15 protein-coding genes are annotated in these 11,521 nt (G+C 61.9%); 10 read left to right on the forward strand and 5 right to left on the reverse strand.

The features are described from left to right. The first annotated feature begins 35 nt into the window (after positions 1 to 35). The 6 genes from ACPPVV_RS17715 (at position 36) to ACPPVV_RS17740 (ending at position 3,221) form a co-directional block, all read left to right on the forward strand. Entirely contained in the window at positions 36 to 335 is a 300-nt protein-coding gene (locus tag ACPPVV_RS17715) for a hypothetical protein (protein WP_426701182.1), read from the forward strand. Positions 336 to 410: 75 nt separating this feature from the next. Then, positions 411 to 788 carry a DUF6869 domain-containing protein gene (locus ACPPVV_RS17720; RefSeq protein ID WP_426701183.1) on the forward strand — a complete coding sequence of 126 codons (378 nt, stop codon included), beginning with the start codon at positions 411 to 413 and terminating at the stop codon, positions 786 to 788. Positions 789 to 1,437: 649 nt separating this feature from the next. Then, a complete protein-coding gene (locus ACPPVV_RS17725) occupies positions 1,438 to 1,791 on the forward strand; it encodes a hypothetical protein (RefSeq protein ID WP_426701184.1) in 354 nt (117 codons plus the stop codon). A gap of 138 nt (positions 1,792 to 1,929) precedes the next feature. Beyond that, a complete protein-coding gene (locus tag ACPPVV_RS17730) occupies positions 1,930 to 2,280 on the forward strand; it encodes an MAPEG family protein (RefSeq protein ID WP_426701185.1) in 351 nt (116 codons plus the stop codon). A gap of 63 nt (positions 2,281 to 2,343) precedes the next feature. Then, on the forward strand, positions 2,344 to 2,862 hold the full coding sequence (locus ACPPVV_RS17735; RefSeq protein WP_426701186.1) for a GNAT family N-acetyltransferase: 519 nt from the start codon (positions 2,344 to 2,346) through the stop codon (positions 2,860 to 2,862). A 26-nt stretch (positions 2,863 to 2,888) separates the two neighbouring features. Further along, complete coding sequence (locus ACPPVV_RS17740; protein ID WP_426701187.1) at positions 2,889 to 3,221, forward strand: low molecular weight protein tyrosine phosphatase family protein; 333 nt, start codon at positions 2,889 to 2,891, stop codon at positions 3,219 to 3,221. A 264-nt stretch (positions 3,222 to 3,485) separates the two neighbouring features. Here the strand turns inward: ACPPVV_RS17740 and dcp are convergent, their stop codons facing one another. The 4 genes from dcp to ACPPVV_RS17760 form a co-directional block, all read right to left on the reverse strand. Then, the gene (gene dcp / locus ACPPVV_RS17745; RefSeq protein ID WP_426701188.1) at positions 3,486 to 5,696 is read right to left on the reverse strand and encodes a peptidyl-dipeptidase Dcp; all 2,211 of its coding nucleotides are present in this window, start codon (positions 5,694 to 5,696) and stop codon (positions 3,486 to 3,488) included. A gap of 103 nt (positions 5,697 to 5,799) precedes the next feature. Beyond that, positions 5,800 to 6,147 carry a hypothetical protein gene (locus ACPPVV_RS17750; protein ID WP_426701189.1) on the reverse strand — a complete coding sequence of 116 codons (348 nt, stop codon included), beginning with the start codon at positions 6,145 to 6,147 and terminating at the stop codon, positions 5,800 to 5,802. A gap of 54 nt (positions 6,148 to 6,201) precedes the next feature. Further along, positions 6,202 to 6,879 (reverse strand): dethiobiotin synthase, encoded by a 678-nt coding sequence (bioD, locus tag ACPPVV_RS17755; protein ID WP_426701190.1) that lies wholly within the window; start codon positions 6,877 to 6,879, stop codon positions 6,202 to 6,204. Then, positions 6,876 to 7,562, reverse strand: coding sequence for a TMEM175 family protein (locus ACPPVV_RS17760; protein WP_426701191.1), 687 nt, complete (start codon positions 7,560 to 7,562; stop codon positions 6,876 to 6,878). The genes bioD and ACPPVV_RS17760 overlap by 4 nt, the downstream gene beginning before the upstream one ends. A 59-nt stretch (positions 7,563 to 7,621) precedes the next feature. Between ACPPVV_RS17760 and ACPPVV_RS17765 the strand changes: the two genes are divergently transcribed. Beyond that, the gene (locus ACPPVV_RS17765; protein ID WP_426701192.1) at positions 7,622 to 8,113 is read left to right on the forward strand and encodes a GAF domain-containing protein; all 492 of its coding nucleotides are present in this window, start codon (positions 7,622 to 7,624) and stop codon (positions 8,111 to 8,113) included. Between the two features lie 123 nt (positions 8,114 to 8,236). Here ACPPVV_RS17765 and ACPPVV_RS17770 read toward each other — a convergent pair whose 3' ends face one another. After that, positions 8,237 to 8,947 carry a GTP-binding protein gene (locus ACPPVV_RS17770; RefSeq protein WP_426701193.1) on the reverse strand — a complete coding sequence of 237 codons (711 nt, stop codon included), beginning with the start codon at positions 8,945 to 8,947 and terminating at the stop codon, positions 8,237 to 8,239. Between the two features lie 200 nt (positions 8,948 to 9,147). Here ACPPVV_RS17770 and ACPPVV_RS17775 point away from each other — a divergent pair, with 200 nt between their 5' ends. From ACPPVV_RS17775 to ACPPVV_RS17785, 3 genes are all read left to right on the forward strand, one after another. Beyond that, entirely contained in the window at positions 9,148 to 9,837 is a 690-nt protein-coding gene (locus tag ACPPVV_RS17775) for a c-type cytochrome (RefSeq protein ID WP_426701194.1), read from the forward strand. A 66-nt stretch (positions 9,838 to 9,903) separates the two neighbouring features. After that, positions 9,904 to 10,788, forward strand: a complete 885-nt coding sequence (locus ACPPVV_RS17780; protein WP_426701195.1) for a thiol:disulfide interchange protein DsbA/DsbL — start codon at positions 9,904 to 9,906, stop codon at positions 10,786 to 10,788. Positions 10,789 to 10,848: 60 nt separating this feature from the next. Further along, complete coding sequence (locus ACPPVV_RS17785) at positions 10,849 to 11,499, forward strand: thiol:disulfide interchange protein DsbA/DsbL (protein ID WP_426701196.1); 651 nt, start codon at positions 10,849 to 10,851, stop codon at positions 11,497 to 11,499. Positions 11,500 to 11,521: the final 22 nt, after the last annotated feature.

Consider the following 11,521-nt stretch of genomic DNA (forward strand, 5'->3'; position numbering starts at 1 on the left):
GGCTTCGCCGCCGCTTAATTCCAGCGTTAGACCGCATGAAACCCGAAGTCACCAAGCGCTACGCAATCCTGCTGGTCATAGTCATTGCAGCGGCGCTGCTGCTTTCGCTTGCGTGGCACGTTCCCTATGTCTATACGCTCATCGGCTTCTCCGTATGGGCGTTTGTCGGTCATCTGGTCACGGCCGACGACGATGCTCCTGGCGGCTGGAGCAATCCGGATGGTCCACTCTCTTTTCCAAGGGCCGAGCTGCTCATCAAGGCTCTTGTTCTAGGCGCCCTATGTGCACTGGCAGTGCTTTCTCCAGCAGTTCGTAGCCTTGGCGGCATATCGTGAGTAGCATGCGGTCTAACATCTCGTTCAAGGCGGACGGTTCCGCCGCTGCTTAACTCCAGCGTTAGGCAGCACAGCATGGACTCGCAGGCAATTGATGATTGGGCAAACGCATACATTGCCCTGCAACAAGATGGCTCTCGATCGCTAGAGGGCCATCCATTGTTTTGGGCTGCAGAACGCTTCATGTTTCCAGGGGATACGGCAGACGCCGAGGATTTCTGGGCAACAATCCTAGCGATTCTCGCGCGCAACCCACCTAAGGAAGTCCTCGGCGTACTTGCGGCGGGGCCGCTCGAGGAGCTTATTCACCATGTCGGGCCAGAGTTCATAGACCGCATAGAGCTTCAGGCGCGCCAAGACCCTGCCTTTCGTCATCTACTCGGTGGTGTCTGGGCAAGTAGTACGCCCGATATCTGGGTGCGTGTAGAGGCGGCTCGTGGTGCAACGTGGTAGTACTGCGTAGCATCAAGTTCAAGGCGGACGGCTTCGCCGCCGCTTAACTCAAGCGTTAGGCAGAGGGCAGCATGAGGAAGCGCGTATTCCCTTACGTCCCAAAATCATCACTCAGTTTGGAGGTCGGAGACTTTTGGAGCATACCCATCAACGATTCCCGCTTTGCTTGCGGAAGAGTTATTGGTAGGTGGCCGCGTGAGTGGAGGGGCGGTCAACGAGGCTTTTTCGCAGCCCTGCTTGATTGGGTTTCGGACTCGCAGCCCACTGAAACGTCCATAGCTGGGGCAGCAACGCTTGTCCAAGGTGGAGCCCACATCAAAACTATTCTTGCCACTGGTGGCACAATTTGTGGCCATCGCTCCATAGATCAGGACGGAATCATGCCGGGTCTCTTTATCGAATATCCGGACAATTGTGAGGCGTACGTATTTCGTGGCATGGAGAAGCTTCACCAAGCATCTGCAAAGGAGCTTGCATCTCTGCCGATGTTGAGTCTTTTTGGAGGCATGTATATGCGCGAGTACGCTACTCAACATTTCGGGCAAACTGCCTAACCAATCGTCCAAGCGGACGTGCGAAAAGCCGCACGCCGCTTAACTCAAGCGTTAGCCCTAAAAGAAGCCGCCACTCATCTAAGATAAGGACGTCTATGCGCATCGCGATATTGCTAATTTTCTCGGCACTGATGATTGCGTGCAGCTCAACCAAAAAAGAACACCTTCTCGATCGCACATTCAAGGTTGCTAAAGTTCAGGCAGTTGGACGGTTGCTTGCCGCTCGCCAACTTGCCGAGCTCCCCGAGTACAAAAATTTGCCTTTACCAAAAATTGAACCCACCCAAGCACCTGGCTATCTCCCTATCACCGCTAATGTCCCACCTCAACCATGGTCAGTGTCGATGCGCTATGGTCCCGGTGAAATGCAGATCACTGTTGAGGCGTTTGGCGAATCCACTAGCCAACCGATAGAGCAAAAAGTCGTCGAGCTGAGCCGTACGCAGTAAGGCTAACAACTCGTTCAGGGCGGACGCTCCGCCCCGCTCAATTCCAGCGTCAGATCTCTTGGGGGAGCATCTATGCAAAGTCCTAGTGCAATCGCATTGACTGGATTCCTCGCGTGGACACTTGTCCTGCTTGTGCTAATGGAGCTGCTTCGCACACGCCTTGTCGTCCTTGGCAAATCCGCGCCCAACGAGTTTCGTCCGGACAACGCCAATCTTTCCCTTTTCATGCAGCGACTGGCCAGGGCACACGCCAACTGTGTTGAGAGCCTGCCTGTACTTGGCGGTCTCCTTGTGGTCGCTCTTATAACGGCACAAACCAGCATCACTGACAAATTAGCTTATATCCTGCTTGTTGCCCGTATTCTCCAATCGTCCGTGCACCTTGTGTCGTTGAGCGCAGCAGCTGTCACCCTTCGCTTTTGCCTGTTTGCGATTCAACTTGCCATCGGCGTGTACTGGGCAATCCGATTGCTGCAGGCGCTTGCATGACGCCTCGCATTTCGTTCAGGGCGGACGGCTACGCCGCCGCTTAACCCCAGCGTCAGGTTTCAGATGAAGCTCAACGTACGCCCTGCAAGAACATCGGACGCAGAACTCGCAATCCAAACTGTGATTGCGTCTATTCGGGAGCTGTGCGTTGCTGACCATCACAACGACGCGGCAACACTGGAGCGCTGGCTAAGCAACAAGACGCCAGCCAACTTCGAGACATGGATCAACAACCCAGAGAATTTTTGCGTCATCGGAGAGGTAGGTGGCGTTCTCTCAGCGGTGGGTTTGCTCCACAATAGCGGGGAGATCCGCCTTTTCTACGTAGCGCCCGACTCTCAGAGACAGGGCCTTGGCGCAGCAATCCACACCGCCCTTGAAGCACACGCATCGCTGCTAGACATGGAAAGGCTGTGTCTTTGCAGTACCGATGCAGCCCGGTCGTTCTATGAAAGGGCAGGATATCAAGCGTCAGGTGCTCGCAAGCACATGTATGGGCAGTTGTGGTGCTTTCCCTACACCAGGCAGCTGCAACCTGACCACTCGTCCGAGCGGACGCGCGAAAATCCGCGCGTTGCTTGACTCCAGCGTTCGACCGCGGAAAAGCCTTGGCTCGCAACGTCCTCTTTATCTGTAGCCAAAACCGGCTACGCAGTCCCACGGCAGAACAAGTCTTTGCCAACTGGCATGGTATCGAGACATCTTCGGCAGGCCTCAATAACGACGCCGAGAATCCGGTCACTCCTGAGTTGCTGCGTTGGGCTGATCTCATCTTCGTTATGGAGCGCGCGCACCGCAACAAGCTATCAGCCAAGTTCAAGCCGCATTTGGGTCGTGCCCGCGTCATCTGCCTGGAGATTCCCGACGAGTACGAGTTCATGGATCCGGAGCTGGTCAAGCTTCTCAAAGCAAGGGTTCCTCGCTACTTGCCATCCGCATGACGTGTTCGTACCTGAGGTCCAGCATCTTGTTCAAGGCGGACGGCTTCCCCGACGCTTGACTCCAGCGCCAGTCAGTAGCTCGTGTAATTCTTTGTTGCGTGCATTTTCCAGCCTTGCGCTCCGTCAAACGCGGCGTGTCCGGAATCCACGCCAGGCTCAAAGCTGGCTGGCCCATAGCGGATCGGTCTGACGCGGAACACAAAAACAGGCCCGCACATGGCGGGCCTGTTGTTCTTCAGGGCCATTCGGCCAGAGGTTCAGCGCTTACTTCCTGGAACCTTCCTTCAGCCCACGGTTCTCCAGCATCGGCTCGATGCTCGCATCCTGGCCGCGCCAGTCCTTGTACATCTTCGCCAGTTCCTCGGTGTTGCCGCGCGACAGCACCATGGCGCGGAAGCGGTCGCCATTTTCGCGGGTCAGGCCACCGTGGTCCTTGAAGCCGATGAAGGCATCGTCGGCCAGCATCTGCGTCCACAGGTAAGCGTAGTAACCGGCGGCGTAGCCGTTGCCCCAGATGTGCTGGAAGTAGCTGGAGCGGTAGCGCGGCGGCACATAGCTGAGATCGATGTTGTCCTTCTTCAGCGCGGCGGCCTCGAACTGGTCGGCATCCTGCAGCGGCGCGTCGGCACCAAGCATGTGCCAGTTCATGTCGAGCAGGGCCGCGGAGACCAGCTCGGTCATGTTGTAGCCGGAGTTGAACTTGCCGGCCCTGGTCATCTTGTCGACCAGTGCCTTCGGCATCGGCTCGCCGGTCTTGTAGTTCTTCGCGTAGTGCGCGAACACCTTGGGATCGGTCGCCCAATGCTCGTTGAACTGCGACGGAAACTCGACGAAGTCGCGCGCGGTGTTGGTGCCGGACAGGGTCGGGTACTGCGCGTCGGCGAACATGCCGTGCAGGGCATGACCGAACTCGTGGAACATGGTGATCACGTCATCGAAGGTCAGCAGGGCCGGCTGGCCCGCGGCCGGCTTGGCGAAGTTGCCGACGTTGAAGATCACCGGCTTGGTGCCGAGCAGCTTCGACTGGCCGACGAAGTTGTCCATCCAGGCGCCACCGCCCTTGTTGTCGCGCTTGAAGTAATCGCAGTAGAACAGCGCCATCGAGGTGCCATCCTTGTCGAACACCTCGAACACGCGCACGTCCGGCTGGTACACCGGGATGTCCTTGCGCTCCTTGAAGGTCAGCCCGTACAGCTGGTTGGCGGCGTAGAACACGCCGTTCTGCAGCACGTTATCCAGCTCGAAATACGGCTTGATCTGGCTTTCGTCGAGGTCGAAACGGGCCTTGCGCACCTGCTCGGCGTAGCGGTTCCAGTCCCACGGTTCCAGCTTGAAGCTGGGCTGCTTGAGTGCGGCCTGGTCCTTGTCGATCTGCGACTGGATGTCGGCGGCCTCACGCTTGGCGCGCGCCACGGCAGCCGGCGCCAGCTTGTCCATGAACGACATCGCCGTTTCCGGCGTCTTCGCCATCTGGTCGTCCAGCTTCCATGCCGCGTAGTTCGGGAAGCCGAGCAATTTGGCCTGTTCTGCGCGGATCTGCGCCAGCCGCTCGATGGTCTTGCGGGTGTCGTTGGCATCGCCCTTCTCGGCGCGGTTCCACGATGCGTCGAACATGGCTTTGCGGGTGTCGCGATCGCTCAGGTCCTGCAGCTCGGGCTGCTGGGTGGTGTTCTGCAGCGACAGCACGTACTTGCCGTCCTGCTTGCGGTCCTTGCCGGCCTGGGTGGCGGCGGCGAGTTCGGCGTCGGACAGGCCGGCGAGCCTGGCCTTGTCGTCGATCACCGGCGCAGCGTCCTTGGTGGCGGCCAGCAGCTTGTTGGTGAACGCCGTGCTCAGCGTGGACTCTTCCTTGTTGAGGTCCTTCAACTTGGCCTTGTCGGCGTCGGACAGCTTGGCGCCCGCATGCACGAAGTCCTTGTAGACCACATCGACCAGGCGCGCCGATTCGGAATCGAGCTTGAGCGTGTCCAGCTGGTCATGGATGGCCTGGACGCGCTGGAACAGCTTGCTGTCCAGATAAATCGCGTCCTCGTGCGCGGCCAGCCGCGGTGCTTCGTCTTCCTGCACTTTCTGCAGCGTGTCGTCGGTGTTGGCACCGGTAACCGCATTGAACGTCGCCATCACCCGATGCAGCATGGCGCCGGATTTCTCCATCGCCACGAAGGTATTCTCGAACGTGGGCGCGGCCGGATCGTTGGCGATTTTCTGGATCTCGGCCAGGTGCTGCTTCATGCCCTCCTCGATCGCCGGCTGGTAATCGCCATCCTTGATCTTGTCGAACGGGGGCGCCTGGAACGGCAGCGTGCTGACGCTGTAGAACGGGTTGCTGGTCATGTCGGAGGCGGCCGGGGCAGCACTGCTGGCGCTGGCGACCGAGGCGGCCGGCGCGGGTGAGTTGGCGGTCCCGTTCGGCTGCTGCGAGCAAGCGGCAAGGGCCATCGTGGTGGCAATCACAATCAAACGCAGACGAAGCATCGGGTTCCCCAAGTGGTGCGCCCGTCGCCGGGCACGGAAAGTCGTAATCCCCGACTGTACCGATAGCGCCGCCACTTTCCAAACCAGCGCGATTTTCCGGGACTCAGGCTGCGCGCATGTCGCGCAACTGCCACGCCCCGCCAATCAGCAGGTACAGACGATGGCGTACCACGCTCATCGGCAGGTCGGTGATCAGGTCCACGTCGACGCCCAGGTCGGCGACTTTCGCCTGCACCTGCGCCGACGGATCGGTAGCGCCGAGACTGCCGTCGACCGCGTCGGGATCCGGCTGCGCCGCCCGCCAGCGCTGGAACAGATCGTCCCCGCGCAAGGCCTGCTGCAGGGCCGCGGCGAAGCCGTCCGGACCGGCACCATCCCAGGAAAAACGCGGGTCGTCGCCGCGGGCGTGGGCGATATCGGCGATCGAAAGGTAGTAGTGATTGCGGGCCATGCTGCCTCCGGTGATGGGGTTTCGGCACCTATCCAAGCACGACGAGTGTGAAGCTCAGTCCAAGGCCGCCAATGCCGCGGCCAGCCGGCTCGCGGCCTGCGCCGGTGCGACGCCGTGTGGCAATACGTCCAGGCAGGGCGCCGGCAACAACTCATCCAGCGTCTCCAGGTTTTCCTCCACGGCATCCATCGCCGGATCGACGCGGTTGCCGATCCATCCCAGCAGGCGACAGCCATCGGCCACGATGGCGCGTGCGCTGAGCAGGGCGTGGTTGAGGCAGCCCAGACGCAAACCCACCACCAGGATCACCGGCAGCTGCCACTGCATGGCGATATCCGCCGCGAACAGTCCCGGCGCCAGCGGCACCAGCCAGCCACCGACGCCCTCGACCACCACGCATCGATGACTGGCACGCAATTGATCGAACGCCACGCGCATCGGCGCCAGCGAAATCTCCACGCCGTCATGCGCGGCCGCCAGATGCGGCGATAGCGGATCGCGCAGCGCAACCGGGTTGATCAACGCATACGGCGCCGGCGCGCTGCTCGCCGCCTGCAAGGCCAACGCATCGTCATTGCGCAGGCCGTGCGGTGTTTCCACGCAACCGCTGGCGACAGGCTTCATGCCGCAGGCGTCGTGCCCCGCGGCGCGCAAGGCGTGCAGCAGCGTGCACGCCGCATGGGTCTTGCCGATGCCGGTATCGGTGCCGGCGATGAAGACGGCCGGCATCATGCCCGTGCGTAGCGGCGGTTGAAGCGATTCACCACCGGCCCGATCAGGAACAGCAGCGAATACATGAAACCGGGGATCGACCATACCCAACCAGGTGCCGACAACGGCAGCAGCAGTGCGGTCAGCGCCGAAGCCAGACCGATCGTCGCCGGCACGCTCCAGATGCGCATCTCGCGGCGCGCATCAAGGTTGTTGAAGCCGCGCTTCGTTGCACTCTTCGCCGCGTGCAGGAACAGCAACGTCAGCGTGCCCGCCATGCAGGCATAGGCGAGGCCAAAACAGACGAACAGGGCGCGCATGTCGGCTGGCCCACCCGTCATCTGGAAATCACTCGGCAACAGGCCGCCACTCAAGCTGTTGAACGCACCCGAGTACACCATGTGCAGGGGATAGACGAAGATCATCGCGAAAAACACCAGCAGTAGCGACAGCCAGCGGCCGGTGCTGTCGGCACTGTGACAACGCTTGCGCCAGCGCACATGGCCATGCCAGAAGAAGGCGATCTGGAAGAAGCACACGGCGAACGCCGGAATGCCGCCAAGCATCGACAGCAGCTTGTCGGTGCTGTCCGGGATCGATTCGCCGCCGATCAGCAGCAGTGTCAGGATGAACGCGAACGCGCCATCCACGAACATGTCCAGCCGCCCGGCCTCGATCCCTTCACGCTGTTCGGTCAGGCTCATGCTACGTCCCCGTCAATTGGCTCGGCGCATAATACGGGCTTTGCCAGCGGACGCGTCGCATGTTCGAACTCAAACCCCAAAGCTACGCCAGCAAGCGCGAGCATTACGAAGATCTCATCCAGCAGGCGCGCGGCCTGCTCACCGGCGAGCGCGACCTGATCGCCAACGCGGCGAATTTCGGCGCGCTGATCTATCACAGTCTGCCCGACCTCAACTGGGCCGGCTTCTATCTGTTTGACGGCAGCGAACTGGTGGTCGGTCCGTTCCAGGGCAAACCCGCGTGCATCCGCATCGCCATCGGCCGTGGTGTCTGCGGCACCGCCGCGCAGACGCGCGAGACCCAGCTGGTGCGCGACGTCAATGCGTTCGATGGCCACATCGCCTGCGATGCCGCCTCGCAATCGGAAATCGTGGTGCCGCTGGTCAAGGCCGACGGCAGCCTGCTCGGCGTGTGGGACGTCGACAGTCCGGTGATCGACCGTTTCGACGATGAAGATCGTGCAGGAATGGAAGCGTTGTGCGCGGTGTTCATGGAAGCCGTGCGCAGCTGAGGTTCTCTGCGGCGGCCTGCGACAAGGATGCTGCACCTGTGGGAGCGGCTTCAGCCGCGATGCTCCTGCGCCGGGCTCACGGAAAGGCGTCGCGGCTGAAGCCGCTCCCACAAGATGTCCCTCTCAGTGTTGGCGATCCTGATGCGCGCCGTCGCGCGGCTGACGCAACAGCGCCATCACCGCCTGCCGCGCCTCTTCCACGCCGGTACCGGCGGAGGAAGAAAAAATCTGCGCGGTGGCATGCAGGCCATCGGCTACAAACTGCTTGCGCAGCGTCGCCAGCGCCTGCGTGGCCTGGCCGCGAGAAAGCTTGTCGGCCTTGGTCAGCAGCAGGTGGCACGGCAGCTGGGTGGCGAAGCAGAACTCCAGCATCAGCTTGTCGAATTCCTTCAGCGGGTGGCGGATGTCCACGATCAGCACCAGCCCGCGCAGGCTGCGGCGCTGGTGCAGGTAGGCATCGATCTCCAGTTTCCAGTGCTCGCGCATTTCCAGCGGCACCTTGGCGTAGCCGTAGCCCGGCAGGTCGATCAGGCGTACATCCGCTGGCGGCTGGTCTTCGACCTGGACCGGCGGCGGTCGCTCCTGCGCATCCTGCGCCCGCGACACTGGTACATCCTTGTACGGCGGCAGGCTGAACGCGACCATCTGCTGGGTACGCCCAGGCGTCTTGGACGTGCGCGCCAGCCCCTTGTGATTGGTCAGCGCATTCAGCGCGCTGGACTTGCCGGCATTGGAGCGGCCGGCAAACGCCACCTCGGCGCCCTGATCGGCGGGAAGCTGGCTGATGCGATGGGCGGCGAGCATGAATTGCGCGCCCTGGAGGGGATTGGACATGGGAATGGTTTGACCAAGCTATGGTGGCACAGGGATAATTCTGCGGTTTCTGCCTGTTGCAGGCCTTGTGGCTGCAATCTCCGGCAGTGTTTGCAAGTCTCTCGGGAGTCAAGTGTATGAGTTTTCGGTCCGCTGGTTTTCGGCCCGCTGTTCTCGGGTCCGCCATAGCCCTCGTGTTTGCACTGTCCACCAGTGGGCTGATGGCACAGGACGCCCAGCCGAAAACAACTGCCGCGCCCGCCGCTGCGGCCACCACGCCCGCACCGGCCAGCACCGCCGCGGCAGCGCCAGTCGCCGAAGCCGCGGCCAAGCCCGGTGACGCCACCGCCGGTCAGGGCAAGGCCGCCGTCTGCGGTGCCTGTCACGGCATGGACGGCAATTCCAGCGACGCGCAGTACCCGAAGCTGGCCGGCCAGAGCGAGCAGTACATCGTGCGCCAGCTGACCGATTTCAAATCCGGCAAGCGGCAGAACCCGATCATGCTCGGCATGGCCACGCCGCTGTCCACCCAGGACATGCATGATGTCGGCGCCTATTTCGCCAGCAAGACGCCGTTGCCTGGCGTGGCCGATCAGGCCTTGGTCGAAAAAGGTGAAATGCTGTTCCGCCAGGGCGATGCCAAGCGCGACATTCCCGCCTGCATGGCCTGTCACAGCATCGACGGCCGTGGCAATCCGGGCGCGATGTACCCGCAGCTGACCAGTCAGCATGCGCAGTACATCGAAGCGACGCTGAAGGCCTGGCACGATGGCACCACCTGGGGCGACGACGCCCACTCGCAAATCATGCCGTCGATCGCGAAGAAGCTCGAGCCCGGCGACATCGCCGCGCTGTCCAGCTACATCGAAGGGTTGCACAGCGCCGATAGTCAGCCGGCCACCGCGCCCTGATCAACCACGCGCCGACCCCAAAAGGTCGGCGTTGTCGGTTTTACGCCCCACCTTTTGAGGTCTGCCATGTTGAAGCGTCTGCCATTCCTGTGTGCCGCCCTGCTCGCGCTTGCCGCCTGCAGCCATGACAACAACACGGGCGACGCCGCTCAACCGGCCGCGCCCACCGCCAGCAGCAGCGTCGCGACCACGCCGGCGGCCGCCAGCACGGCCCCCGCCAGCGCGATGACAGCGAATGCTCCGGCCGCTGCCGCTTCGGCGGCCACGACCACCGACAACACGCCACCGGCCAACGCCGCGCCCGCCGTGGCGGCCGCACCGTTCGTCGATGACGGCAAGTGGGTGGAAGGGAAGGATTACGTTCGCATCGAACCCGCGCAGCCGAAGCTGACCGGCACCAGCAAGATCGAAGTGGTCGAGGTGTTCTCCTATGGCTGCCCGGCTTGCAATGCGTATCACGGAACGATGAACGCGATGGTCAAGGAAATGCCGTCCGATGCGGTGGTTGCCTTCCTTCCCGCCTCGTTCATGCCGCAGGAGAACTGGGTAACCTTGCAGCGCGCCTACCTGACCGCCCAGGTCTTTGGCGCCGCCGACAAGGCCAACGACGCGATGTATGCCGCCGTGTGGGACACCCGCGAACTGAGTTCGGAAAATCCCAACGGCGGCGGCCTCAAGCCCCGCGAAGCGTTGCCGACAATCGAGGACATGGCGAAAATCTACGCCAAGTTCGGCGTCGATCCGAAGGAGTTCGTCGCCACCGCCAGCTCGTTCACCATCAACACGAAGATGAAGCGCGCCGACGAACTGGTCAAGGCATATGGCGTCGAGGGCACGCCGACACTGATCATCGACGGCAAGTATCGCGTCAATCCGCTCAAGCTCGGCGACCTGTCGAAATCGATCGCCCTGACCAAGTGGCTGGTGTCCAAGGAAGCGGCCGGCAAGTAAGCCGCGTCGGTTAATCTGCCCCCAACAGCGGTTTTGGCTGCCATGCGAAGAGAGACGCCCATGTTCAAACGATTCGCCCGCCTGCACGTCCTCGCCCTGTTCGGCGGCCTGCTTTTGACCAGCGCCTGCACCGCCCAGTCCAGTACGCCCGCACCGTATACCGAAGGCAGCGAGTACGTGACCCTGCCCGGGCCGGCCCAGCGCTACAGCAGCGAGGGCAAGGTGGAAGTGGTCGAGGTGTTCTCCTACGGCTGCATCCACTGTGCGCAATTTGCGCCGGTCGCCGAGAAACTGCGCAAGCAGCTGCCGGCAGGCGTGGTGTTCAAGCTGCTGCCGGCGCCGTTCAGTGCCGAGTGGGTGCCGTTCGCACGCGCTTATTACGCCGCGAAGCAGCTTGGCGTGGTGGATCGCACCCATCTGCAGTTGTTCGTCGACAAGTTCAGCCAGCACTATCCGATCAATTCGCTGGACGAACTGGCCGACTTCTATGCCCGCGAGGGTGTCGACCGGACCGAGTTCATGCGCATCGCCACGTCCGCCGAAACCACGGCGAAGATAAAGAGCGATTTCGAGCTGATCCGCAAATGGCAGGTGGATGGCACGCCAACCATCGTGGTCAACGGCAAATATCGCGTTGCCGCGGTCCATTCGTTCGACGAGATGTCGGCGGTGACCCAGTGGCTGGTCAAGCGCGAACTGGGCGGCAAGTAATCGGCGCATGCGGCGCGGCGAT

Source organism: Rhodanobacter sp. Col0626, assembly GCF_049994385.1.
Lineage (GTDB): Bacteria > Pseudomonadota > Gammaproteobacteria > Xanthomonadales > Rhodanobacteraceae > Rhodanobacter.